The sequence below is a fragment of the Marinobacter sp. EVN1 genome, assembly GCF_000475375.1.
Taxonomy (GTDB): domain Bacteria; phylum Pseudomonadota; class Gammaproteobacteria; order Pseudomonadales; family Oleiphilaceae; genus Marinobacter; species Marinobacter nauticus.
In genome coordinates this window covers 133452-158606 of the sequence record NZ_AXCB01000034.1, presented here as the reverse complement: position 1 = coordinate 158606, position 25155 = coordinate 133452, and the positions used below count along the sequence as shown (strand labels likewise).

The 25155-nt window shown below is 57.9% G+C and carries 24 protein-coding genes; 14 read left to right on the top strand and 10 right to left on the bottom strand.

The features are described 5' to 3' along the window. The 4 genes from Q674_RS34645 to Q674_RS34630 all read left to right on the top strand — a co-directional run. On the top strand, positions 1 to 547 hold a 547-nt coding region (locus Q674_RS34645; protein ID WP_023009388.1), incomplete at its 5' end, for a hypothetical protein. Further along, on the top strand, positions 507 to 1520 hold the full coding sequence (locus Q674_RS34640) for a formylglycine-generating enzyme family protein (RefSeq protein ID WP_227501234.1): 1014 nt from the start codon (positions 507 to 509) through the stop codon (positions 1518 to 1520). The genes Q674_RS34645 and Q674_RS34640, both read left to right, overlap by 41 nt. A 127-nt stretch (positions 1521 to 1647) precedes the next feature. Further along, the gene (locus tag Q674_RS34635; RefSeq protein ID WP_023009386.1) at positions 1648 to 2487 is read left to right on the top strand and encodes a hypothetical protein; all 840 of its coding nucleotides are present in this window, start codon (positions 1648 to 1650) and stop codon (positions 2485 to 2487) included. Between the two features lie 123 nt (positions 2488 to 2610). Further along, positions 2611 to 3309 carry a DUF3592 domain-containing protein gene (locus Q674_RS34630; protein ID WP_023009385.1) on the top strand — a complete coding sequence of 233 codons (699 nt, stop codon included), beginning with the start codon at positions 2611 to 2613 and terminating at the stop codon, positions 3307 to 3309. Positions 3310 to 3321: 12 nt separating this feature from the next. Here Q674_RS34630 and Q674_RS34625 read toward each other — a convergent pair whose 3' ends face one another. Next, positions 3322 to 3708 (bottom strand): thiol-disulfide oxidoreductase DCC family protein, encoded by a 387-nt coding sequence (locus Q674_RS34625; protein WP_014420848.1) that lies wholly within the window; start codon positions 3706 to 3708, stop codon positions 3322 to 3324. Positions 3709 to 3909: 201 nt separating this feature from the next. On the opposite strand from Q674_RS34625, the gene Q674_RS34620 reads away from it, so the two are divergent. From Q674_RS34620 to Q674_RS34600, 5 genes are all read left to right on the top strand, one after another. After that, positions 3910 to 5010 carry an AI-2E family transporter gene (locus Q674_RS34620; RefSeq protein WP_011785614.1) on the top strand — a complete coding sequence of 367 codons (1101 nt, stop codon included), beginning with the start codon at positions 3910 to 3912 and terminating at the stop codon, positions 5008 to 5010. A gap of 105 nt (positions 5011 to 5115) precedes the next feature. Next, a complete protein-coding gene (locus Q674_RS34615; RefSeq protein ID WP_031210259.1) occupies positions 5116 to 6258 on the top strand; it encodes a zinc-binding dehydrogenase in 1143 nt (380 codons plus the stop codon). Continuing rightward, positions 6258 to 7313: a proline racemase family protein gene (locus Q674_RS34610; protein WP_023009383.1), complete on the top strand. Its 1056-nt coding sequence runs from the start codon at positions 6258 to 6260 to the stop codon at positions 7311 to 7313. The genes Q674_RS34615 and Q674_RS34610 overlap by 1 nt, the downstream gene beginning before the upstream one ends. Positions 7314 to 7450: 137 nt before the next feature. Continuing rightward, positions 7451 to 8632 carry an efflux RND transporter periplasmic adaptor subunit gene (locus tag Q674_RS34605; protein ID WP_023009382.1) on the top strand — a complete coding sequence of 394 codons (1182 nt, stop codon included), beginning with the start codon at positions 7451 to 7453 and terminating at the stop codon, positions 8630 to 8632. Then, positions 8629 to 11745, top strand: coding sequence for an efflux RND transporter permease subunit (locus Q674_RS34600; RefSeq protein WP_023009381.1), 3117 nt, complete (start codon positions 8629 to 8631; stop codon positions 11743 to 11745). The genes Q674_RS34605 and Q674_RS34600 overlap by 4 nt, the downstream gene beginning before the upstream one ends. 17 nt (positions 11746 to 11762) lie before the next feature. Here Q674_RS34600 and Q674_RS34595 read toward each other — a convergent pair whose 3' ends face one another. The 9 genes from Q674_RS34595 to Q674_RS34555 form a co-directional block, all read right to left on the bottom strand. After that, entirely contained in the window at positions 11763 to 12581 is an 819-nt protein-coding gene (locus Q674_RS34595) for an ABC transporter permease subunit (RefSeq protein ID WP_031210258.1), read from the bottom strand. Next, positions 12574 to 13503: an ABC transporter permease subunit gene (locus Q674_RS34590; RefSeq protein ID WP_023009379.1), complete on the bottom strand. Its 930-nt coding sequence runs from the start codon at positions 13501 to 13503 to the stop codon at positions 12574 to 12576. The genes Q674_RS34595 and Q674_RS34590 overlap by 8 nt, the downstream gene beginning before the upstream one ends. Positions 13504 to 13507: 4 nt before the next feature. After that, positions 13508 to 14620: a polyamine ABC transporter ATP-binding protein gene (gene potA, locus Q674_RS34585; RefSeq protein WP_227501233.1), complete on the bottom strand. Its 1113-nt coding sequence runs from the start codon at positions 14618 to 14620 to the stop codon at positions 13508 to 13510. Positions 14621 to 14628: 8 nt separating this feature from the next. Beyond that, the gene (locus tag Q674_RS34580; RefSeq protein WP_014420855.1) at positions 14629 to 15735 is read right to left on the bottom strand and encodes a polyamine ABC transporter substrate-binding protein; all 1107 of its coding nucleotides are present in this window, start codon (positions 15733 to 15735) and stop codon (positions 14629 to 14631) included. A gap of 310 nt (positions 15736 to 16045) precedes the next feature. Next, entirely contained in the window at positions 16046 to 16477 is a 432-nt protein-coding gene (locus Q674_RS34575) for a hypothetical protein (protein WP_014420857.1), read from the bottom strand. Positions 16478 to 16584: 107 nt separating this feature from the next. Then, positions 16585 to 17313 carry an anti-sigma factor domain-containing protein gene (locus Q674_RS34570; protein WP_023009376.1) on the bottom strand — a complete coding sequence of 243 codons (729 nt, stop codon included), beginning with the start codon at positions 17311 to 17313 and terminating at the stop codon, positions 16585 to 16587. Next, entirely contained in the window at positions 17310 to 17855 is a 546-nt protein-coding gene (locus Q674_RS34565; protein ID WP_023009375.1) for a sigma-70 family RNA polymerase sigma factor, read from the bottom strand. The genes Q674_RS34570 and Q674_RS34565 overlap by 4 nt, the downstream gene beginning before the upstream one ends. 8 nt (positions 17856 to 17863) lie before the next feature. Beyond that, positions 17864 to 18397 (bottom strand): hypothetical protein, encoded by a 534-nt coding sequence (locus tag Q674_RS34560; RefSeq protein WP_023009374.1) that lies wholly within the window; start codon positions 18395 to 18397, stop codon positions 17864 to 17866. Between the two features lie 79 nt (positions 18398 to 18476). Beyond that, a complete protein-coding gene (locus tag Q674_RS34555; protein ID WP_022993493.1) occupies positions 18477 to 19379 on the bottom strand; it encodes an AraC family transcriptional regulator in 903 nt (300 codons plus the stop codon). A 143-nt stretch (positions 19380 to 19522) separates the two neighbouring features. Here Q674_RS34555 and Q674_RS34550 point away from each other — a divergent pair, with 143 nt between their 5' ends. The 5 genes from Q674_RS34550 (at position 19523) to mmsB (ending at position 25110) form a co-directional block, all read left to right on the top strand. Then, entirely contained in the window at positions 19523 to 21016 is a 1494-nt protein-coding gene (locus Q674_RS34550; RefSeq protein WP_023009372.1) for a CoA-acylating methylmalonate-semialdehyde dehydrogenase, read from the top strand. 98 nt (positions 21017 to 21114) lie between these two features. Beyond that, the gene (locus Q674_RS34545; protein WP_023009371.1) at positions 21115 to 22281 is read left to right on the top strand and encodes an acyl-CoA dehydrogenase family protein; all 1167 of its coding nucleotides are present in this window, start codon (positions 21115 to 21117) and stop codon (positions 22279 to 22281) included. A gap of 28 nt (positions 22282 to 22309) precedes the next feature. Next, entirely contained in the window at positions 22310 to 23089 is a 780-nt protein-coding gene (locus tag Q674_RS34540; protein WP_014420864.1) for an enoyl-CoA hydratase, read from the top strand. A gap of 12 nt (positions 23090 to 23101) precedes the next feature. Next, complete coding sequence (locus Q674_RS34535) at positions 23102 to 24175, top strand: enoyl-CoA hydratase/isomerase family protein (RefSeq protein WP_014420865.1); 1074 nt, start codon at positions 23102 to 23104, stop codon at positions 24173 to 24175. A gap of 47 nt (positions 24176 to 24222) precedes the next feature. Continuing rightward, on the top strand, positions 24223 to 25110 hold the full coding sequence (mmsB, locus tag Q674_RS34530) for a 3-hydroxyisobutyrate dehydrogenase (RefSeq protein WP_023009370.1): 888 nt from the start codon (positions 24223 to 24225) through the stop codon (positions 25108 to 25110). Positions 25111 to 25155: the final 45 nt, after the last annotated feature.

Sequence of the window (25155 nt, the reverse complement as noted above, 5' to 3'; positions counted from 1 at the left end):
GCAGTTATTCAGACCTTCCTTGGAAATTGTTCTTCGGAAGTTTGGTGACCCCGACGATCGGATAGTGCTGAATCTATCAGGCGTTCCAGCGGGCAAGCGCTTACCAACCTTATTAAGTTTCTGGGAATATTTGAGAAGCTATATGACAGTTGGCCCGTGGTTTGACGAGACCGGCAATAAGACAGGATTTAAAAATTCGTTTATAGAAAAAAGCTTGAGATCCGGCGACATTTCCTTTCTTGACTTGGTTCTCGATTCAAGGAGAACTTTGGGGAGAGAATACAGAGAGGGGGAGGGTGTTTCTGGGGCGGCTTTTCTTTCTTGGGTGACCTCTTATATGCTGTTCCTGCCAGCATTCGGCATGGAATTTGTACAGAAGATTGACAGAAAGAAGGCCCGTAAACACTGGCCTGAAGTCGTCCGAGAACGTCTAAAACCGGATGGCCCCACAACGCGCCTTATCGATATCGAAGAAGACTACATCGTACGAAAACAGCAGCAGCTGAATGATCTTCATGATCGGATGCGTAAAACTCTGCCGAGGTAAATTGAAGCCTAATGCAATAGCTATGAGAGATTTTAGGACGTTACTCGATCACTTAAGGGTCTCCTGTTTAATTGCCTCCTCAGCGCTTATTTCTGGCTGTGTTGAGGAGAGTGCCGTCTCTCACTTAGTTGAGCTGGCGATAGATAATCAGGTGTTCGTGCAAGGTGGTGAGTTTGCTCTTGGAGATGTTGGGAAGCCTGATGGCACTCCTTACGTGACTCTGACGGATCATAGCCGCCCAGTGGTTAACGTTAGGATCGATAGTTACTCGATATCGCGGTTCGAGACGACTTGGGGTGAAATGGCAGTCTACTACGAAGATCTTGAGCGAGCTCACCTATATGCAGACCAGTTCAGCTTAAAAAAGTACCTGATGGTTTCGGATGACCCCTTGTCACCCAACTATTACCGAAAGCCCGCCCGGGTACCAAATTACGGAGAGGCTGAGGGGTATTGCGCCTGGCTTGCAGAACGCACCGGGCTGCCTTTTGCTTTGCCTACGGAGGCTCAGTGGGAGTATGCGGCTCGAAGCCGGGGGAGGGCGGTGCCCTATGCCACCGATACAGGCGATGTCGAGAGGGATCCCTACCTGCGCCGCCCAAAAGAGTATGTTGACCCTTCCATACCGCCTTCTGGCAACACCCTGATGCACTCTTCGCTGAAGTTCGAGCGGCGCCCGGTTGGAAGCTACCCACCAAATCCGCTAGGCCTCTATGACATGACCGGAAACGTAGCGGAATGGACTCAGGATTGGTTTCAAGGCGACTATTACAGGAACGCACCCAAGGAAAATCCAAAGGGTCCTGACGGTCCGCTTGATACCGACAATCCTGAAAAAACCGTGAGGGACTGGGCCGGTAGAGGGGAGCACATTGGCGGTGGCGGCACCGTGTTTGCTCGAAGTGGTCAGCACATTGATTCTTCGGGGAATGGTTTCCGTTGTGTCGTTAACCACTCTGAGCCTGTTAACTGATTAACGGAGTGCAATACTCTGACGCTGTACGACAAGTAATTCCGACGATAAATATGTGAGGTTTTCAAGTTCAGAGGAAAAGCTCAGCACTTTAATAAGAGTTGATAAAACAAGGACGTTACTATCAATGCAGTATATTTCAGCCTTTCTCTTCTTACCCTCAACGCTCGTTCTTCTCAGTTATGTAGCGACGACAGTGGCCGGCGGCTCTGGATATTCTTTTCTGGGAATCGAGAATAGGGCTCTGGACATCGGGTTCCTGATCGTCTTCTTTGTCAGCAGTGTGGCTGGATGGCTGACCGTGTTTTTCGGTGTGCCTTTTCGCGATGGAGATCGTATTACCCTCATTGGTAAAGGCTTGCTGATGGGGTTTCTGACGTGGCCTTTCGTAATTATCTCACTTTTTTTCGACGGCAGGATTGCTCTCGCAAGTTGCTTGTTCTTAGGTTGGCTTGGTTTGGCTGTTTCGTTCTTGCCCGCCATGAACAGCTTCTGGAATCGCCGGTTGCCTATACTTGGCATGCTTACGGTTGCACTAGGAATTCCTGTACTGATTAATCCGGCGCTATGGGCTACCTCCAAATCGGCTCCCATACGCGAGGCTTATTGGGGCGTTTATTATCCGGACTATGCAGTAGAAGAGGGTGAAGATTTTGTGGCGTACTATCAGGACCATGAGAAGCGCTTCGAAAAAACTCCACGTTTAATAATTTCCAAAACGGGAATGTTCTTGGTTAACGTCCTGGGTCGCCCGCTATCCAATAGCTTCAACCATTGCGGGGCAAGCGACAACGTTCACGTATTTGTCAGTAGTTCCGCGGACGGTTGTGGTTTCGATAAAACGGAGTTTTCGGGGAATACCCTGGAAATTGTGTTTTACATGCCGGGAAAACTACGTTGCGTTAGTTGCCGGCAGTTTGGCAAGCCAGAGCATTGGATGTGGGTCGAGTCCCTTCAGAATCTGTGATCTGATCCCAAATTTCTAACTCTCGATGCTACCGAAGCCCGTCGATGGCATAGTTCTCAATGGTTCTATAAAATCCCGGCCAACACCTCCCAGGGAAGAACCCAAAACACAAGGATTGAACCATTGAAAACCCTGAATATCCTCAAATACGTCTTCACACTCATTGGCGCCGGTATGCTTGTTGGTGCGGTGATGAGTTACAGCAGTACAGTGTCATTTATCGAGCGAGCTACGGAAGCCACGGGCACGGTCATTGATCTGGAGCGCTCGCGTTCCAGCGATTCAACTACCTACTATCCGGTGGTCGTTTTCGGGGATATCCGTGGTCGGGAGATCGAGTTCCGGTCGCGCTCCGGCTCAAATCCGCCGTCGTTCAGTCGCGGCGAGCGTGTGTCTGTGTTTTACGAGCCGTCGGCTCCGGAGAGTGCTCGAATCAACAGTTTCTTCTCGCTGTGGGGGCTGCCCATGATTCTTGGAGGTATCGGGCTCGTGTTTGGCGCCATTGGCGGCGGGATGCTGTTGTTTGGTTGGAAGAAGAGCCGCTCACAGGCTTACCTGAAAGATCACGGCACCGAGGTGCTCGCAACATTTTCGTCGGTTGAGCAAAACACCAGTCTGACCGTAAACGGTCGTAACCCGTTCCGCATTGTCTGCCAGTGGCAGCATCCGCAAACCGGTGAGCTTCATGTATTCCGAAGCGATAACCTGTGGTTCGATCCGAGTAATCATATTCACCAGGAAACAGTGCCCGTGCTGGTCGATGAGGCCAATCTCAAGCGCTATTGGGTGGATACCTCATTCCTGCCCAAGCTGGCCAGCTAGCAGTCTTTTGCCTCAGGTTCCCGGTGGGCACGATTTTTCGTGGCCCATCGCACAAATGTATTTACGCTCATACCGTTTGTCGGCCCAGGTTTCATAAATCCGGCTGGCAATCGGGTGAATCACCGGCCACAGAAGCGGCTTGAACAACCAGCCAAATCGGGTGTGCGACCAGGCTCGCACATTGGCGTGTAATCCCGTTACCCACTCCCCGGTCCAGCTCATCAGATGCAATCGCCGAAGCAGTTGCTCCCGGGAAGGGAGTTGCTGGTTGCTCGGGTTTTGTTCGTGAATATCCGCAAAGATCAGGTTGCCGGTCTGCAATCTTCGCAGGGTGCGTATCTCACGCGCGCACAGGGGGCAGGAGCCATCGTAGAACAATGTATCGTAGCGCGGTGCCATGGGTTCTCCGCTGTCAGCTGTTTATCCCGAAGGTATACGGTGTGCTGGGCGTGGATGGTTCAGTTTCCTCAAATGCACTTGGTAATTGTTTGATAATGCGGGTGCTTCCTGTAAACGCTACACTGTGTTGCTAATAGCCAGATTGTTGAGCTGGCGAAACTCCTGTGTCCTGAGCGGCACTCCGACAAGGTAAAACAGCCCATGGATGACCAGAAGACAGAATCCCCGCAAACGAATGGCACAGGTTCGCGATCGTTCGCGGATCTCTCCACGCCAATCTACGGGTTGTTCATCCTTGGCATTCTGTACACCCTGTATATTGCTCATCAGATTGTTCTCCCGATCATCCTGGCGGTACTGACCAGCCTGTTACTGGCGCCTCTGGTCAAAAAGGCTTACTTGCGCTGGCGCATACCGCGTGTGGTATCCGCATTGGTTCTGGTGCTGGCGGTCCTTGCCGGAATTCTGGGGCTGGGTGCCGCGGTCGCCACGCCAGCTCTGGAGTGGGCCCAGAAAGCACCGGAGGGGCTGTCTCGCCTGTTGGTGGGGGAGAGTGAGATCATGCGCCAGATCGACAAGGTCAGTCAGTCTGCCGAGCAGGTCGAAAAATCGGTTGAAGAGCTTTCCAAAGATCAGGGCACCAAACCCACCACGGTGGTATTGCAAACCGACTCCTGGCGCAGTCAGTTGATGTCCAAGGCTCGGAACGGCATTGCCGGGCTGGCGCTGGCACTGGCGTTAACCTATTTCCTTTTGGTCAGCGGCGACCGGTTGATTCGCAACTTCGTCAAGCAGTTGCCCCGGTCCCAGCGCAAGACAGTGCTGAGGATCACCCACGATTCCCAGCATCAGATAGCGCAGTATCTGGCGGTGCTGGGGTTGTCCAATACGTCTGTCGGCGTGTTGACCGGCCTGATCTGTTGGGCCATCGGCCTGCCAGACCCGGCCGTCTGGGGCCTGATTGCAGGCCTTGCACGGTTTATTCCGTACCTTGGTAACATGCTTACCATCACCCTGTTGGCCATAGTCTCCGCCATTTCCCTGGACGTGCTCTGGATGATGGTGCTTGCGCCGATCAGCTTCATTGTGCTCACCACGATTGTCGGCTTTTTCCTTGAGCCCTGGATTCATGGTTTCCGGATGGCCATCAACCCCGTGATCATCTTTGTTTCGATCTTCTTCTGGGGCTGGTTGTGGGGGCCAGTGGGGGTTCTCCTTGCTGTGCCCTTGATGACGGTTATCCAGGTGGTCCTCAAGCAGATTCCGCGATTAAGGCCGGTTTATCGGGTAATCGCTCGGTAAACCGGTTGAGTCTAATGGATATCCGTAACAGGCCCTGACACACCCGTTGATCTTTCCTATTCTGTCTGGGTAGTTTATTCACCAGAACAGGAGGGTCTGTTGCCGATGATCCCGTCCTCAATGAAGGCGATGGTTCTGAAAGGCCATGGCGGAATTGATCAGCTAATGTATCAGGATGTACCGGTACCTCAGCCGAGGGAAGGCGAGGTGCTGGTTCAGGTAACTGCCACCGCCAAGAACAACACAGACCGCAAAGCCCGTGAGGGGCTATACCCCACTAAAAAAGGGGAAATGACGTCGTTCCAGATGGGCGGCAAACCTACGCTCACCTTCCCGCGCATTCAGGGGGCCGATATTGTCGGTCGTATTGTTGCTGTGGGCGCGGGTGTCAGTGAACAGCGTATCGGCGAACGCGGCTTGTTGGACTTCAACATCTATGCGGACAACCGCACAGACATCAATCTCACGCCGGATTATTACGGGCATGGCGCAGATGGCGGATACGCCGAGTACGTCGCTTTACCGTCCGATCAGTTCCATCACATTCCCAATCCGGACCTGGCCGACGCCGAGCTCGCTTCCATGGGTATGTGTTCTTATCAGACCGCCTACCACATGCTCACCTCCGCCAATATTCAGGCTGGTGAACGCGTGCTGGTTACCGGTGCCAGCGGTGGCGTAGGTACGGCACTGATTCAGCTCTGCCGGATTATCGGTGCCATTCCCTACGCTCTGAGCCAGAAGGACAAGGCTGATCCATTGCTGAAGCTTGGCGCCGAGGCCGTTCTCGACAGAACCGACATGGATAGCTTTGTCGATCGAGTGAAGGCGGAAACCGGAGGCAAGCCTCTGGACGCGGTCATGGATCTGGTGGGCGGCGACATGACGGACCGTTTCATCGACGCCATGATTTTTGACATGAATGCCCGGAGCACCTATCCGAGGCTGAGTATTGCCGGGGCCAGTGGCGGCAACATCAGCGAAATTCTCTGGACCCGCATCTATCTGTACCAGGTGCAGATTTTTGGTGTGTCCCATGGCACCCGGGAAGAGGCAGAGCAGCTTATGAGATGGATCCGGAGCGGTGATTTGAAGCCGGTACTGCACGGTGCTTTCCGGCTGTCTGAGTTGCACCGCGCGGAGGAGTACTTCGTGAACCGAGGCAGCAATTACCTGGGGAAAATCGTGATTGTGCCCGATGCCCAGTGGCAGGAGCACGGGCAACCCTACGAGGTGGAGGCGGACTGATGAAACCGGAACTGACCATTCAGTTGATGGACACTCACGCCGGTGGTGATGTCAGCCGCATTGTTACCGGCGGCATTGACCTGTTGCCCGGCGACACCGTGCGGGCGCAGATGGAGTACCTCCGGGACGATGCTGACGGCTTGCGCAAACTCCTGCTGGAGGAGCCCTACGGCATTCCCGAAATGTCCGTGGATTTGCTTGTCCCTGCCACCGATCCCAGGGCGGCGGCTGGGTACATTATTATGGAGGTGATGGGATATCCCATCTATTCGGGTTCCAACACCATATGTACGGCGACGGCGGTGCTCGAGGCGGGCATAGTGCCAAAGCAGGAGGGCAAACAACATTTCATGCTGGAATCGCCGGCGGGTCTCGTGAACATTGAGGCTATTGTTCACGACGGCGTGGTAGAAGCGGTCACCTGCGAGGGCTTGCCGAGCTACATCCACACCTACAATGCCAGTATTAACGTGCCGGGCATTGGCGAGGTTGGCTACAGTGTGGCCTATAGTGGCGGTTTCTACGCCCTGGTGGATGCCAAATCACTGGGCTTTGACCTGACCCTTGATGAGGAACGGGAGCTGGCCCGCACCGCGCATGCCATTGTCGAGGCCATTCAGGCTGCCCGTGGATTCTCCCACTACACCCTGGGTGATGTCGGGCCTCTGCCATTTCTGCACTTTATGGGGCCGGAAGAAAAAGTGGCCGATGGCTATTTCCGCTCACGATCGGCCACCTACGTCCACCCCGGCGTGATCTGTCGTAGCACTACCGGTACCGGCACCTCGGCCAGGCTTGCGTTGATGAACTACGAAGGCCGAATCCAGCCGGGTGACAAGCTGGAAACCGTTTCCCTCCGCGATACCGGGTTCATCGGTGAATTCACCACGGTAGAAACCGAAGGCGACTATCAGGTCGTCAAGAACAGTATTACCGGAAAGGGCTATGTGATTGCCCATTCGGACATCGTCGTGAACTGCGACGATCCCATGGTCGACTGTGATGGTCTGCACCACATTCTCTCAAGTCGCCATCCACAGCGCCCTGCAACCTAGACGGACGCCACCGCCTGAAGCAATGGCTGCATGCACCATCAGCGACTAAGATTGATTCAGTAACTCAATCAGTCGCTATGCGTCGTTAATGGGCAGGCTCTGGCAGGGCCTTGCCCACGATACAGGGAATGGTGTCCATGCAGCTTCTTGAGATGTCTTATAAAGAGCGACTCCGTGCACTCGGATGGTCGTTGGTGTTGTCTTTGCTGGTGGGGTGTTCCGAGTCTGCGGAGTCGCCATCGCCTCAGCCCGTTGCGGTGTCGGTGGTGGAGCTCAAAACCTCGGAGGTTCGACCTTCCCGGGAATTCGTTGCCCGCACGTCAGCGTCCGCCCGGGCAGACATCACGGCCCGGATCGAGGCCGAAATCCGTGAGGTGCTGTTCAGAGAGGGCGCGCGGGTGGAGCAGGGGCAGGTGTTACTGCGGCTGGAAGATACGCGCGCCAATGCCGATCTGCAGCAGGCTGAAGCGGAGCTGGCTGCAGCCCGTGCAGAGCTGGACTCCGCGCGCCGGAATCTGGACCGGGGAGAGGATGTTGCGGGTAAAGGCTTCCTGTCGGCAGCAGATCTCGACAAACTCAAGGACCGTTTCAACGCTGCTCAAAGCCGCCTTCAGACCGCAGAAGCGGCGCTTCAGAAGGCACGCACCAACCTTGAGTACGCGGAACTCAAGGCTCCCTTCAACGGCTGGGTAGGCCGCCTGAATTATGATGTCGGCGCGGTGGTCGGGCCGGGTACTGGTCCCATTACGTCGGTTCTGGTGACGGACCCAATGTATGTGGAGTTTCAGGTCAACGAGGCCGAATTCATTGCGTTTCGCCGGGCGGGTGCCGAATCCGCGCAGGCAGTCGCGAAGAGTCTGGACCTTTCACTGACCTTGTCCGATGGTGAAGTCTACGCCCAGCCGGGCACGCTCGACTTCGCCGATGTCCAGACCGACGCCAGTACCGGTACCGTGGCAATTCGTGCCGTGTTCCCGAATCCGGATGCGGTCCTGGTGCCTGGTCTTTACGTCACGCTGAAAGTCTCCGGACATACCGGAGAGGCCCGTGTCCTGGTACCGCAGGTGGCGATTCAGGAGACTATTGAAGGCAAGTTTGTCCTGCTGGTGGATGACCAGAATCAGGTGGCCCAGCGATTCATTAAAACCGGCGCCCGTGACGGAGCATTACTGGTCGTGGAATCCGGCCTGGAGGCCGGGGACCAGGTCATTGTTGAAGGGCTGCAGAAGGTTCGTGCCGGCGTCGCGGTGAATCCGGTCCGCAAAGACATCGATCCAGACACCGGCGTGTTGAGCCAGCCCGGTGAGGTACAGCCATGATCAGCCGCGTGTTTATTCAGCGCCCGAAGTTTGCCTTCGTTATCTCCATTCTCATCACGCTCGCGGGGGCGCTCGCGTTACGTATCCTGCCTGTCAACATGTACCCGGACATGGCGCCACCTCAGGTTCAGGTGACTGCGACGTTGCCAGGCGCCAGCGCCCAGGTAGTAGAGGAGGCCGTCATACGGCCGGTGGAGCAGCAGCTCAACGGCGTGGAGGGCATGATTTACATGGAATCATCGGCCTCCAGCGATGGTACCGCCAAAATCACGCTGACCTTTGAAAGCGGGACCGACACCGACATTGCCCAGGTGAATGTGCAGAACCGGGTCGCGCTGGCCGAGCCCTTCCTGCCAGATGAGGTCCGGCGCCAAGGCGTTATCGTCAGCAAGCAGTCCGGCAACATGCTGCTGGGCATCAACCTGACCTCCAGCCGGGACGACCTGGACGGGGTGTTTCTCAGCAACTATGCCTCAAACAATCTCGTGGAGGCATTGGGCCGGGTTGCCGGGGTGGGCTCCGCCGAAGTGATGGGTGCCAAGGATTACAGCATGCGGGTGTGGCTGAACCCCCGCCGGATGGCCGCTCTGGATGTGACGGTCGCAGAGGTGGCCGCAGCGCTAAAGGAGCAGAACCAGATTGTCGCCGCCGGTAAGCTCGGACAATCCCCGGTGCCGGCCGGGCAGCAGTTTGTCTATAGCATCCAGACGCGGGAGCGGTTATCGGACCCCGAAGAGTTCGGGCAGACGATCCTGCGGTCGCGGCCGGACGGCGGATTTGTCCGGCTGCGGGATGTGGGCCGGATTGAGCTGGGGTCGCGGTCCTACACCTCCACCGCCAAACTGAACAACCGCGATACGGCCTTTCTGGTGATCTACCAGCTCCCGGATGCCAACGCGCTGGATGTGGCGGATCGGGTAAAAGCGTTAGTCGAGAATGCCTCGGCGAGTTTTCCCGAGGGCGTGGAATACAGCGTTCTGTACGACACCACGGAGTTTATCAGCCGGTCTATCAGTGAAGTGGTTGTCACTCTGTTTCAGGCGGTTGGCCTGGTCATTCTGGTGGTGTTCCTGTTTCTTCAGAACTGGCGTGCCACGTTGATACCCAGCATCGCCATTCCGGTTTCGCTGATCGGAACCTTCGCGGTGATGTCTGTACTTGGCTATTCCATCAATACGATCACGCTGTTTGGTCTGGTTCTGGCGATCGGGATTGTAGTGGATGACGCCATCGTGGTGATCGAGAACGTCGAGCGCATTCTCAAGGAAGAAGCCCTGCCAATCCGAGAGGCGGTCAGCAAAGCCATGGCAGAGGTGACCGGCCCGGTCATCGCCACCACGCTGGTGTTGCTGGCGGTGTTTGTGCCGGTTGCCTTCATGCCGGGCATTACCGGCAAACTGTATCAGCAGTTTTCGGTCACGATCTCGGTGGCTGTGATCATATCGTCTGTTAACGCTCTTACGCTCAGTCCGGCTCTGTGTGTGGCCCTGCTCGGGCGTGGTGGCGATCAGTCTGTCCGGTGGCTTCGACCCTTTGAGACACTGATCACGCGCAGTACGGGTGGTTATTCCAAAGCCGTGGCTCAGCTTCTGCGCAAAGGAATGCTGGTGGGGCTGGTGCTGCTGGTTGTGCTGGTCGCCGGTGGCGGACTCTTCAAGGCGGTACCATCGGCGTTCGTGCCACCGGAAGACCAGGGCTTCCTGTTTGTAGATGTGCAGTTGCCAGATGCAGCCTCGTTGGAGCGAACCGATGCTGTGCTGGAAAAAGTGACGGACATGGTGCTTGAAGATCCGGCAGTGACGGATTTCATAACCGTGTCGGGTTTTTCCCTGCTGGGAGGCGCCGCATCCAACAATGGTCTCGGCATTGTCATGCTAAAGGATTGGGAAGAGAGGGAATCGCCGGAGCTTGGCCTGGGCAGCGTGATCCCCAGGCTCTATTCGAAACTCTGGACCGTATCCGAGGCCCAGGTGATGGTGTTTAATCCTCCACCGATTCCCGGCCTGGGCACCTCTGCCGGTTTTGACTATCGCCTTCAGGACAATCAGGGGCGCGATGTTTCGGAGCTGGCACAGGTGATGAATGGCCTGATTTTTCAGGCGAACCAGCATCCGGCCCTGTCCCGGGTATACAGTACGTACCGTGCCAATATCCCCCAGTACCTTCTGGAAGTGGACAGAAACAAGGCCAAGGCCCTTGGCATTCAGCTCTCCGATATTTTCTCGACCTTGCAAACTCAGCTGGGCTCCCTGTACGTGAATGATTTCACCCGATTCGGTAAAAACTACCGGGTGTTGTTGCAGGCCGAAGGCGAGTATCGCCAACGGCCAGAGGATCTCACTCACTATTTTGTCCGAAACCAGGAAGGCGACATGGTGCCACTGACAACGCTGGCGTCGTTGGAACCTGTGCTGGGGCCTTCCAGCATTCAGCATTTCAATCTCAAACGCTCGGTCACCCTGTCCGGCGAGCCCGCTCCCGGGTTTGCCAGCGGCGATGCGATCAATGCCATGGAAGCTCTGTCTGAAAGCCTGCCCCAGGGCTATGAGTTCAGTTGGTCCGGTCAGAGCCTGCAGGAAATCCAGGCGGGTAACCTGGCCGCCGTGATCTTTGTGCTGGCCCTGGTGTTTGTGTATCTGTTTCTGGTGGCCCAATACGAAAGCTGGAGCCTGCCTGTTGCGGTTCTCGGTGCGGTGCCGCTGGCACTCGCCGGTGCCATGGCCGGGCTCTGGCTGGTGGGGCTGGCGAACAACATCTACGCCCAGGTGGGGCTGGTATTACTGATCGGTCTTTCCACCAAAACAGCCATCTTGATTGTCGAGTTTGCCATGCAACTTAGGGTATCGGGACTGTCTACGGCCGAGGCGGCTCAGAAGGCCGCCGTGCTGCGATTCCGAGCGGTTCTGATGACGGCGCTGTCGTTTGTATTGGGCGTTCTGCCGCTCGTCTTCGCCAGCGGCGCCGGCGCCGCCAGCCGTGTGAGCCTCGGTATTACCGTGCTCAGCGGCATGGTGGCGGCGACGATTCTGGGGACACTGCTGGTGCCAGTGTTCTATCAGTGGATCCAAAGCATTCGGGATCGGCGAATGGCAGCGGGTCAGGGCGCTTTGTAGCCCGGTCGCGGCACAGATCAGGCCCTGGTTCGTCGTTTTTCTGCTCGCCGCATCCAGAGCCAGGCGATAAACGCAATCACAGACACCGCCGCGATAATCAGCGTCGCCAGTGCGTTGATCTCTGGTGACACTCCCATCCGAACGGAGGAGAACACCACCATTGGCAAGGTGGTGGCTCCCGGGCCAGACACAAAGCTGGCAATTACCAGGTCGTCCAGCGACAGGGTAAATGCCAGCAGCCAGCCGGAAACCAGTGCCGGAGCGATTACTGGCAGGGTGATGACAAAGAAGGTTTTCAGCGGCGTGCAGCCCAGATCCATGGCGGCTTCCTCAATGGAACGATCCACTTCTCTCAGGCGCGCACTCACCACCACAGCCACGTAGGCGCTGCAGAAGGTGGTATGGGCAATCCAGATGGTGGCCATGCCACGATCCATCGGCCAGCCGATCAGTTGGGCCATTTGCACAAACAGCAGCAACAATGACAGGCCGGTGATTACCTCTGGCATTACCAGAGGGGCGGTGATCATGCTGGACAGCAACGTACGCCCGCGCATCTTCTTGAACCGGGTGATCACGAACGCGCACAGGGTGCCCAAACACACCGCCATGCTGGCGGAATAGAAGGCAATGCGCAGGCTCATCCACACCGCCGACAGGATCTGTTCGTTGGCGAGCAAGGCGCCGTACCATTTGGTGGAGAACCCGGCCCATACCGATACCAACCGTGAGGCGTTGAACGAGTATACGATCAGCACCACCATGGGCAGATACAAGAACAGCATGCCCAGCATCAGCATGGTCTTCGAGAAACTTGGGGCTTTTAACCTAACCATTCTTTTCCATCTCCCGGGCCTGGAAGCGGTGGAACAACACAATGGGTACCAGCAGCAGCGCCAGCATCACGATTGCCAGCGCAGAGGCCACCGGCCAGTCTCGGTTGTTGAAGAACTCTTCCCAGAGCACCTTGCCGATCATCAGGGTATCCGGACCACCCAGCAGTTCCGGAATCACGAATTCGCCCACGGCTGGAATGAACACCAGCATGGAGCCAGCCAGGATTCCGGCCTTGGACAACGGCAGGGTAATGGCCCAGAAGGTGGTCAGGCTGCGGCAGCCCAGATCCGACGCCGCTTCCAGCAGGCGTATGTCCAGCTTCACCAGATTGGTGTAGATGGGCAGGATCATGAACGGCAGGTAGGCATAGACGATCCCCAGAATCACCGCGAAGTTGGTGTTCAGCATTTTCAGCGGCGATTCGATCACGCCCAGCCACAGCAGGAAGCTGTTGAGCAGGCCCTGGTTACCGAGTATGCCCATCCAGGCATACACCCGAATCAGGAACGAGGTCCAGGACGGCAGCATCACCATCAGCAGGAACACCAGTTGCCAGTGCTTCGGCGCGCGGGCCATGGCATAGGCCATGGGGTAGCCGATCAGCAGGCAGAACAAGGTGGCCAGAAACGCGGTTTTCACCGAGCCCCAATAGGCGGCAATGTAGAGGCTGTCGGAAGCCAGGAACAGGTAATTGCCAAAGTTCACCACCACCGACAGGGTGTTCGCCACCCATCGGAACACCGGCTCGTAGGGCGGAATAGCCATCACCGCCGAGGTCAGGCTGATCTTTAAAACCAGCGCAAACGGCAGCAGGAAGAACAGCAGCAACCAGGCGAAAGGCACACCGAAGACAACCCGCCGGTGAAATACCACCGCCCGCACCCGCTCCGCCAGAGGGGTTGCCAGAAGCTTCTTGGTCATGGCGTCAGTTCCAGAGCAGGATAGGGCTGGAGGCTTCCCAGGATACATAGACCCGGTCGCCCCAGGTGGGCCGCTCACCACGGCGTTCCACATTGGCCATGGTGGCCTGCACCCGCTTGCCGCTGGCGAGCTTCACGTAGTAAGACGTGATGTCACCCAGGTAAGCAATGTTGTCCACCGTGCCGCAGCTCCAGTTGCTTTCGCCTTCGGGCTTCTCGGTCGTCAGGTAGATCTTCTCCGGGCGCAGGGCGATCAGGGTTTCTGTGGTTTCTGCGGGCGTGGTCACGCCCCGGTCGATAAACACCGGAGCATCCAGCAGGTCGCTGGTCAGCGAGATGCTGTCGGAGTTGTCTTCCAGGATATTCGCCTCGAAGATATTCACCGAGCCAATGAACTCCGCCGTCATGCGGCTGTTCGGGCTTTCGTAGATATCAATGGGCGAGCCCACTTGGGCAATCCGGCCGTAAGACATGATGGCAATGCGGCTGGCCATGGTCATGGCTTCTTCCTGGTCGTGGGTCACCATCAGGCAGGTCACGCCCACCTTCTCCAGAATATCCACCAGTTCCAGCTGCATTTCGGTGCGCAGTTTTTTGTCGAGCGCGCCCATGGGCTCGTCCAGCAGTAGCAGTTTGGGCCGTTTCGCCAACGAGCGGGCCAGGGCTACGCGCTGTTGCTGGCCGCCGGAAAGCTGTTGCGGCTTGCGTTTGGCGTAGGGCTCCATTTTCACCAGCTTGAGCATGGCGGCCACTCGGTCGGTGATTTCGTTCTTCGGCAGCTTGTCCTGTTTCAGACCCATAGCAATGTTCTGCTCCACGGTCATGTGCGGGAACAGGGCATAGGACTGGAACATCATGTTGGTGGGTCGCAGGTACGGCGGCAGGGCCGTGATGTCCTGACCATCCAGCACAATGCGGCCGGAATCCGGGGTCTCGAAGCCCGCCAGCATGCGCAGCAGGGTGGATTTGCCACAGCCGGAGCCACCCAGAAGAGCAAAGATCTCGCCCTTGTGGATGTCCAGGCTGACGTCATCTACCGCCAGGGTGCTGTCAAAGCTCTTGGAGATGCCCTTGATGCTGAGAAGTACCTCCGCTTGCGCGGAGGTATTGTTGATCACGGCCACCGTCAGCGACCGGATTTCACGCTGGTCCAGGTACGGGTCATCAGACGCTGGGCGTCCTGAGGCCGACCTTCCATGATGTACAGCTTCTTCATCACCTCATCGGTGGGATAGATGCTGGTGTCGTTACGGATTTCTGCCTCCACAAACTCATCGGCCGCTTTGTTCGGATTGGCGTACCACACGTAGTTGGTGACATCGGCGATGATTTCCGGGCGCATCAGGAAGTTCATCAGCTTGTGGGCGTTCTCCACATTCGGCGCGCCGGCCGGAATGGTCATCATGTCAAACCACAGCACCGCGCCCTCTTTGGGGATGGTGTAGCGGATGACGTTGCCGTTCTCGGCTTCTTCCGCGCGGGCAGCGGCCTGCAGGATGTCGCCGGAGTAGCCGGCGGCCACGCACAGGTCGCCGTTAGCCAGATCGCCAATGTAACGGGAAGAGTGGAAATAGGTGATGTTCGGGCGCACAGCCTTGATCACTTCACCGCCTTTTTTGATGTCGTCGGCGTTGTTGCTGTTCGGGTCCAGGCCGATGTAGGCCATGGCGGCACGCACCATTTCTTCACCGGAATCCAGCATGGCAATGCCACAGCCGCCAGCGGCCAGCTTGCCGGTCACTTCCGGGTCAAACACCAGAGCCCAGGAGTCGGTCGGTGCGGTGTCACCCAGAATCTCCTGAATGCGGCCTTCGTTGTAGCCATAACCGTTGGTGCCCCACAGGTACGGCAGGGAGAACTGGCTGCCCGGGTCGACCTTTTCCAGCTGGGTCATCAGGTCCTGGTTCAGGTTGGTCATGTTCGACAGTTGGCCATGGTCCAGCGCGACAAAGGCTTTGGCAGAAATCTGCTTGGCCACGTAGTGGTTGGAAGGCACAACCAGGTCGTAGCCCGAACGGCCAGACAACAGGGCGGCTTCCAGCACTTCGTTGCTGTCGTAAACGTCGTAAACAACTTTGATGCCGGTTTCCGCGGTGAACTTCGCCAGGGTGTCCTCGGCGATGTAATCAGACCAGTTGTAGACACGCACTTCTCCGGCTGCAAAAACCGAAGAGGCACCCAGAGACATAGCAACAGCGGCGGCAAGCGCCTGTGGCTTACACAACTTCAACATTGGATGGTGTCCCTCACTGAAAAGGGATGGATACAAAGCGTGCAGGACGCACGCGGTGTTGTGCAGGTCTGCTGAGGGTGGCCGGAGGTGGCAGGTGTTTGTGAAAACACCGGGGTGCCGCCTTTTGACTCCTTTGAGGCTTATCCTGGAAACGGTGGTGGGGAATCCGACCGTATTCGCGCGATATTTATCATGAGAATTCTGGCCGCGCCACTTTTTTTTTCCGGATTTGATAAGCGCTTGTGCCTACCGTTTTCCGCGGGCCAGAAAAGGCCGCCCGCAGCGTGGCGGGCGGGTTTAAGACGGGTGCTTACTGCACGGTGATGGTTTTTGTGACCAGCTTGCCATTCTTTCGGATAGGTCCGTCTTCCTTGGCGCCTAGCGTGTATTCAAAAATGCCGGTCTGGTTGCCACCGGCTTCGCTGTGGACCATAAGCATGAGCATGTCACCGGCGGATACTTCCTCGGTAAGAATCGCCGCCACATCCATATTTTTGCCGGCCCTTAATGGTGCGTGGGCGACCACCGGGCCAGGCTTCATAGCCGAATCGGTACGGTGAACCACCAGCCAGCCGTTTTCCTCGGCAACGACTTTGCGGGCAGAGACCACGCCATTGCCCACGGACTGATCCATGGCCCAGACACCGGCCTTGTGATCCTCGGCCTGGGTGGTCGGGGTAAGCGCCAGTGCCGACGCTACGGTGGCTGCCATAAACAGGATGTTCTTGCTGTGCTTTTTCATTACGTTCTCCTTGCTTCACTTAGGTAAAACCCATCAAGGCTGTTGTTTTCTGATGGGTTACCGGCAGCTACGGAGACAACGTCCGAAAGTTTCAGGGAATGTGATATTTACAGACGGTTGGTATCAGCACCCTCACCGGTGGGATACAGAAAACCGTGAAGCGCGGGCCCGGTGGGCTGTCCGGTGGGCGATCCGCCCCGGGGCTCCAGACTGATGCCAAACGTTGCGCGACGCAGCAGCTCCGCGTCGTAATTCGTGAGCGCGGCCGGGTCTACTTCAAAATGCTCGTTCAGGACGCCCACGGATCTTGGCGTCGGGCCAAGTTCGTCATCCTTTATCCAGAGTTGGTAAGACTGGTTCCCGGCGGGCCGGGCGGTGACGGGTTGAATGTTCAGTTGTTTCCTGGCCAGATCCACCGTCAGCAGGAAAGCCGGCTGTTCGTCATTGTGCTGGAACACAGCCACATAGGGGCTTTCTGTTGGGGTGGGCTCAAGCATCATCACGGCAATCAGAAGCATCGCGGCAATCGAAGTTGCCGCTGTGCTCAGGCGCCACCTGGACACTTGTTGCCGGAGCCTGACCACCTCGTTGTGCTGCGACGAGGCCTGCTCCAGCTGATCAATGGAACGCTCAATCCGGGCGAAAAGCCCGGGGGCGGGGTCGACCGGTTCGATTTCCTCGTTCAGAGTGGACAGCCGTGATTCCCACTGCAGTATCTGCGCGTCCAGCTCTGGATGGGTGGTCCGCAGGCGCTGAACGCGCTGGCGATCTTCGACCGGCAGGGTCCCCAGAACGAACTCTGCCGCCAGCATGTCCAGGTCGTCTCGTTCGATCATGAGTCCAGGCACCTTTTCAGCTGTTTAAGGGCGCGGTGAAGCCAGGTTTTTACGGTGTTGACCGGCTGTTCGAAATAGTCTGCCAGTGCATCGCGGGTCCAGCCATTCAGATACGCAAGCCGCACCATGTCCGCACGGTCCTTATCCAGTTCTTCGAAACACCGGTTGAGCCGGGCCTGGGCCTGCACATCGTCAATCCGGTCGATCACGTTTGGCGAACGACTTGGGATCTCGTCAATATCGGTTTCCTGACCTTCCCGCTCTACCGGTTGTTTGCGTAGCGCGTCAATGGCCGCATTTCTGGCAATAGAAACCAGCCAGGTGATAGGGGAGGAACGGGTTTCGTCAAACAGCGCAGCCCGTTGCCAGACCTTGATAAACGATTCCTGGAGTACATCCTCCGCCCGAGCCCTGTCTTTCAGGATACGCAGTATGACCCCCAGAAGTTTCGGGGCTGTGGCCCGATACAGTTCAGCAAAGGCCGTACGGTCTTTCTCAGCAACCGCGTGGAGCCAGGCCGTGACGGGGTGATCCGATGCCACCACCGGCCTCAGTTAGCCGGCTCGGGGGATCGGCCCGGGGTGCCGATATAGAGATAAACGGAGTGCTGTGAACGGTCCTGAACGCGATGCAGAGAGACGGCCGGGCCGGCCTTGCCGCTGTTCTGATAACGCGTCACTTCACCGGCGGGGCGGCCATCCCGTTCGCGCCCGGCTTCGGTACCTTGCCAGTTTTCCCCAAGGCAGGCGCTGAGCTGGTTGTTAGCTTGCTGATACATGGCTGTTGCCACCTCCTGGTTCGGTGCGCCGACCGTGCAGGTGTATGCGGCATCGCCGTTGCCCCACTCCCAGATTTCGCAATGGCCTTTGATTAACTGCTCTTTGGCCCGGTAAAGGGTCACCATGGCGTAGCTTGAGCCATTGCCGCGATAGGCATCAAAGCCGGTGGTGTAATCGGCAACAACCGATTGCAGGGTTGCACAGGGATCATCGGTTCCGCTGGTGACGGGCCCGAAACTGCTGCAGCCAGACAGCAAAGCCAGCGAGGCAGACAGTGCCAGCATGGGGCGACGGTTCGTGGTCATCGATCATTCCTTGTTCGGGGGAAGTGCCAGAACCCTATTTGAGCCCAACCATCAATGGGATGCAATGCCGGTGCATGAATCAGTGCCGCGCTGTGTGGCGATAGTCTGTGGGCGACTTCCCCATCACTTTTTTGAACAGCCGTGAGAAGTAATAGGCATCGTCATAGCCCAGTTGCCGGCTGATGTCGGCGAAGCTCTGGCTGGTGGTATCCAGCAACTCACAGGCCCGTTCCACTTTGAGATGCAGGAAGTGCTGGATTGGCGAGGTGCCGGTCTGTTCCCGATACCGGGTGGCGAAGTGAGCCGGCGACAGGCCGGAAAGCTCGGCCAGCTGGTTCAGGGTCAGGCGTTCCTCCAGGTGCTCCCGCATGAAGCTGTGCAAGGAGTCCAGCTCGGCCTGCCGGGCCTGGCTGGTTTCGTCGGCGTTGATGGGCACGGCGGCCAGCAACTGTCGTAGCCGATTGCTGGCGTGGATCAACCCACGGGCCCGGAAGCCCGTCTGCCGCACCGACAGCAGGCCGTTGAAATCCACCAGTAACCGGGGCTGTCTGCCCAGATGCCGGATGCGGGTGCTGTCATCAAAGCCCATGTACTGGCCGAAGTCTTCGGCCAGGGGGCCGGTATAGTGAACCCAGTGAATGGTCCAGGGGTTGTCCGGGTCGGCGGTGTACCGATGGCTGGCGCCGGCGGGCAGTAGCAGGAGGTCGCCGGCCTCGACTGTGTGGGGCACGCCGGCGACGTTCAGAAAGGCCTTGCCGTCTGTGCAATAGATCAAAAGATTATCACGGTGGTGTTCCCTATGCATGTGATGCCCGGCCGCTCTCCGATAATGCCCGAAGGCAAGTGGATACAGCTCCCGGGTGAGCGGATGTGCCGCCAAAAGCCGCACAATAGGCTCTGGCACCACATAGCGAACACTGTCGGCTGGCACGGGCCACTGTGAGGTTTGAGTGGCCGGTTTCTTGGCTGGGATCTCAGTCATCGAAAAATAATCCATCATGGGCGAAATTTAGTCAATCACCAACCGTAAATCCGCGTGCTAGTCTTTCTTCAAATCATCGTCGGATCTGCCTTGTTATCGGTAGGCCGGCTCATCCCGGATAACAACAAACAGGGAACATCATCATGAAAAATGTACCTCAGTTTATTGCAGGGGAATTCGTTCAGAGCCAGACCCAGAACTGGATCGACGTGACCAACCCCGCCACCAACGAAGTGATTGCCCAGGTGCCCTGCGCCACTGCCGACGAGATGCGTCAGGCGATTGATAACGCCAGTGAAGTGTTCAAGAGCTGGAAGGAAACCCCGGTTTCTGAGCGAGCACGGGTGATGCTGCGTTATCAGGCGCTGCTTAAAGAACATCACGACGAAATCGCCGAGATCCTGTCCCAGGAAACCGGCAAGACCTTTGACGACGCCAAAGGCGATGTCTGGCGTGGCATTGAAGTGGTGGAACACGCCGCCAACGTGGCTTCCCTGATGATGGGCGAGACCGTTGAGAACGTGGCCCGCGAGGTAGATACCCATTCCTGGATCCAGCCTCTGGGGGTGTGTGCCGGCATTACGCCATTCAACTTCCCGGCCATGATCCCGCTGTGGATGTTCCCCATGGCCATTGCCTGCGGCAACACTTTTATTCTGAAACCGTCCGAGCAGGACCCGCTGACACCAACCCGCCTGGCCGAGCTGTTTGAACAGGCCGGCGCACCCAAGGGTGTACTGCAGGTGGTTCACGGGGCCAAAGAGCAGGTTGATACCCTGCTGACTGATCCGGCCATCAAGGCCGTATCCTTTGTCGGTTCGGTTCCGGTCGGGCAGTACATCTACGAAACCGGTACCCGCAACATGAAACGGGTGCAGAGCTTCGCCGGCGCCAAGAACCACATGGTGATCATGCCGGATGCGGACAAACAACAAGTGATCAACGCCCTGGTAGGTGCCTCTGTAGGTGCCGCAGGCCAACGCTGTATGGCGATCTCGGTGGCGGTCTTCGTGGGCGCTGCCCAGGAGTGGATTCCGGAGCTGAAAGAGGCCATGGCGAAAGTGCGCCCCGGCGCCTGGAACGATTCCGGTGCCAGCTATGGCCCGGTGATCAGTGCCAAGGCCAAAGACCGCATCGAATCGCTGATCGCCACCGGTGAAGCCCAGGGCGCCAAACTGCTGCTGGACGGCCGTGGCTGCACCGTTGACGGGTTGCCGGAAGGCAACTGGGTAGGGCCGACCCTGTTCAGTGAAGTCACACCGGACATGGATATCTACAACGAAGAGATCTTTGGCCCGGTGCTGTCCTGCGTCAACGTTGACAGCCTTGGTGATGCCATCGAGCTGATCAACGCCAGCCCGTACGGCAACGGAACCTCCATCTTTACCAGTCATGGCGGCGCGGCGCGTCGGTTCCAGCACGAGATTGATGTGGGCCAGGTGGGTGTGAACATTCCCATTCCGGTGCCCCTGCCGTTCTTCTCGTTCACCGGCTGGAAGGGTTCGTTCTACGGTGATCAGCACGCTTACGGTAAACAGGCGGTGCGCTTCTACACCGAGACGAAAACGGTGACCTCCCGCTGGTTCTCCAGTGAGGCGACCTCATCCGAGGCCAACTTCTCCATCCAGCTTCGTTAATCTCGTTGTCGGTGAGGTTATTGGGCCGGTTCCCCCACCGGCCCCTTTTTCCGCTTCTTCAGTGGAAGCCCCGACCGTAACAACCAAGGAGCCTGACGATGGATTTTAATCTCACTGAAGACCAGCAGGCGTTTCGGGATGCTGCCCGAGCCTTCGCTGAAAAATCCATGGCGCCCCAAGCCGCCCAGTGGGACGCCGAGCATATTTTTCCGGTCGATGTCATGAAAGAAGCCGGAGCCATGGGTTTTATGGGTATGTATACGCCTGAATCCCTGGGTGGTATGGGCTTGTCTCGCCTGGATACCTCGGTGATTGTGGAAGAGTTGGCGGCAGCGTGCCCGTCCACCGCCGCCTTCATCACCATCCACAACATGGCCACCTGGATGGTGGCAAGTTTCGCCTCTGATGATCTTCGCCAGGAAATTGTCCCCAGGCTGGCCAGTGGTGAATGGCTGGCTTCGTATTGCCTGACTGAACCCGGTGCCGGCTCCGACGCCGCCAGTCTCCGCACCCGCGCGGTTCGGGATGGCGACAGCTATGTGATCAATGGCAGCAAAATGTTCATCTCCGGCGCTGGCGCAACCGATATTCTGGTTCTGATGGCGCGCACCGGAGACGCCGACAGCGGTTCGAAGGGCATCTCTACCTTCGTGATACCAGCGGATGCCGACGGTGTCTCCTACGGCAAGAATGAGGAAAAGATGGGGTGGCATAGCCAGCCCACGCGCCTGGTTACCCTGGAAGACGTTCGCGTGCCTGCCAGCAATCGGGTGGGTAATGAAGGCGATGGCTTTGCCATTGCGATGAAGGGCCTGGACGGCGGCCGCCTGAATATCGCCACCTGTTCCCTGGGCGGTGCCCAGGCGGCCTTGCTCCGGGCCCGGAATTATATGCACGAGCGCCAGCAGTTTGGTAAGCCGCTGGCGGCCTTCCAGGCGCTGCAGTTCAAGCTGGCAGACATGGTTACCAACCTGGTGGCTGCCCGGCAGATGGTGCGTTTGGGTGCGTTCAAACTCGACAGTGGCGACCCGGAGGCTACGCTGCATTGTGCCATGGCCAAACGATTCGCCACCGACGCCTGCTTTGAGGTGGCCAACGAAGCCCTGCAGCTGCATGGCGGCTACGGTTACATCCGGGAATACCCGCTTGAGCGTTACCTTCGGGATTTGCGGGTACACCAGATTCTGGAAGGCACCAACGAAATCATGCGCCTGATCATTGCCCGCCGGCTGCTGGACGACGGCGTTGCCGAAGCGATCCAGTAACCGGCCACGGACTATAGAGGAATTTGTGATGAGTGAACTGATTCAACTGGAAAAACGCGGCCACATTGCGGTATTGACCATCGCCAATCCGCCGGCCAACACCTGGACGGCCGATTCCCTAGCCGCGCTGAAGGCGACCGTGGAAGAGCTCAACGCCGACCGGAATATCTTCGCGCTGGTGGTGACTGGCCAGGGGGAAAAGTTCTTCTCCGCCGGTGCTGACCTGAAAACCTTCGCCGACGGCGACCGGGCTCGCGCCAACGACATGGCGCAACGATTCGGTGAAGCGTTCGCAGCGCTGACGGCGTTCCGTGGCGTATCGATTGCCGCCGTAAACGGTTATGCCATGGGTGGTGGCCTGGAATGTGCCATGGCCTGTGATATCCGGATTGCAGAAGAGCATGCCCAGATGGCTCTGCCGGAGGCCAGCGTTGGCCTGCTGCCCTGTGCCGGCGGCACCCAGAACCTGCCCTGGCTGGTGGGTGAGGGTTGGGCCAAGCGCATGATTCTGTGTGGTGAACGGGTAACCGCCGCCAAGGCCCTGGAAATCGGATTGGTGGAAGAAGTGGTGCCCACCGGCAACGGCCTGGAAGCCGCCCTGAAACTGGCGGAAGGTGCCTGTAAGCAGAGCCCTTCGTCCATCGCCCGCTGCAAGCAGTTGGTGATGAGCGCCCGCGACGGTCGCAGCCACAGCGACGGCTGGCGCATGGAGCGTGAATTGTTCGTGGAGCTGTTCCATACCGAAGACCAGAAAGAAGGCGTGAATGCGTTTCTTGAGAAGCGTAAGCCCGACTGGAAAAACCGATAACCCGGATTCGCTATGAGTGATCAACCAATCGTATTTGAAGAATGGAAAACCGCTGATGGTGAGCTGATTGCCGTGGCACGGCTGAACACGCCGCGCAATCTCAACTCACTGTCGATGGATATGATCAGCCTGCTCAAGCCCCAGCTCAGCCGCTGGGCCGAGGATCCCAAGGTTCAGGCTGTCTGGCTGGAAGCCGAGGGTGACAAAGCCTTCTGCGCTGGCGGCGATATCGTCTCGCTGTACCGGGCCATGACCGAGCCGGGCAAACTGGCGGAGGGCGAGCGCTTCTTTAACGAGGAATATGAGCTGGATTACCAGATCCACACCTACCCGAAGCCCATCGTTTGCTGGGGCAACGGCATTGTGATGGGTGGCGGTATTGGTCTGATGGTGGGTGCTTCTCACCGGGTGGTGACCGAACACTCGAAGCTCGCCATGCCGGAAGTCAGCATCGGCCTGTACCCGGATATCGGTGCCGGCTGGTTCCTGAACCGCATGCCCATGCGCACGGGCCTGTTTCTGGGACTGACCGGTGCCCGCATGAACGGCGCCGATGCATTGTTCGTGAACATGGCCGACCGGTTTATCTCCCATGGTCTGAAAGACCAGGTTGTGGATGCCCTGAAAGCGGCGGATTGGCAACGAGCGGAGGCGCAGGCGGTGGTGAGCGCAGTGCTGCGGCAGTTTGAACAGCAGAGCCGTGAGGCCTTACCCGCGTCTCCCGTGCGTGAGCATTTTGAAGACATCCAGCAGGCCACCGATGCGGATTCTCTGGAGCAGGTGGTGGCGCAACTGGACGAGCTGGGGGCTCGGGAAGATTGGCTCGGCAAATCGGTGAAGGGGCTGAAGGCCGCGTCTCCGACCTCCCTGGCCCTGATGTGGCAACACTACCACCGCAGCCGCCTGCACAGCCTGAAAGAGGTGCTCGACAACGAGTTGGTGATGTCCCACAACAGCCTGAAGAAAGGTGAATTTGCCGAGGGCATACGGGCATTGCTGATCGACAAGGATATGCAGCCCCGCTGGCGCTATGCCTCACTCAGTGAAGTGGACAGCGCCTGGGTTAACGGATTTTTCAGCCAGTAGTCTGCCTTTGCGCAGCGATGACCCGTACAACAACAAGGAGAAGCAACATGGCCAAGATTACCTTTATCGGCCTGGGCAACATGGGTGCGCCAATGGCGGCCAACCTGCTCAAGGCCGGCCACGACGTTACCGTGTTCGATTTGTCCAAGCCAGCAGTTGAGGCCCTGGTGGCCGAAGGTGCCCGCACGGCGGATTCCGGCAAAGCCGCCGCCGAGGGCGCAGAATGCGTGATCACCATGCTGCCGGCCGGCAAGCATGTGGAGGCGGTCTACCTGGGTGACGATGGCCTGCTGGCTGCATTGCCAGCCGGCACGCTGGTGATCGATTCTTCCACGATTGCCCCGGAAACGGCCTGCAACGTCGCCGAACAGGCGGCTGAGCGAGAGCTTGCGTTTATTGATGCCCCGGTATCCGGAGGTGTGGGTGGTGCCAAAGCCGGCACGCTCACCTTCATCTGTGGCGGCGACGCGAGTACCTTCGAGAAAGCCAAGCCGATTCTGGAAGGCATGGGTAAAAATATCTTCCACGCCGGCCCCCATGGTGCCGGGCAGGTGGCCAAGATCTGCAACAACATGCTTTTGGCGATCCTGATGGCCGGCACCAGCGAAGCCCTGGCCCTGGGTGCGAAAAATGGCCTGGACCCTGCCGTACTCTCGGAAATCATGAAACAAAGCTCTGGCGGTAACTGGGCACTGAATGTCTATAACCCCTGGCCGGGGGTGATGGAGGGTGTGCCAGCCTCCCGCGAGTATCAGGGCGGTTTCCTGGTGAACCTGATGGCGAAGGATCTGGGCCTGGCCTTCGACAACGCGGTGACCAATCAGGCGTCGATTCCCATGGGCTCCCTGGCCCGAAACCTGTTCCAGCTGCATGCCGGGCAGGGCAACGGAGAGCTGGATTTCTCCAGCATTCTGCGGCTGTACAAACCGGAGTAAGCAGGGGAGGGCGATGGCAGGTCGCCCTTTCTTTTTAGCCTAAAG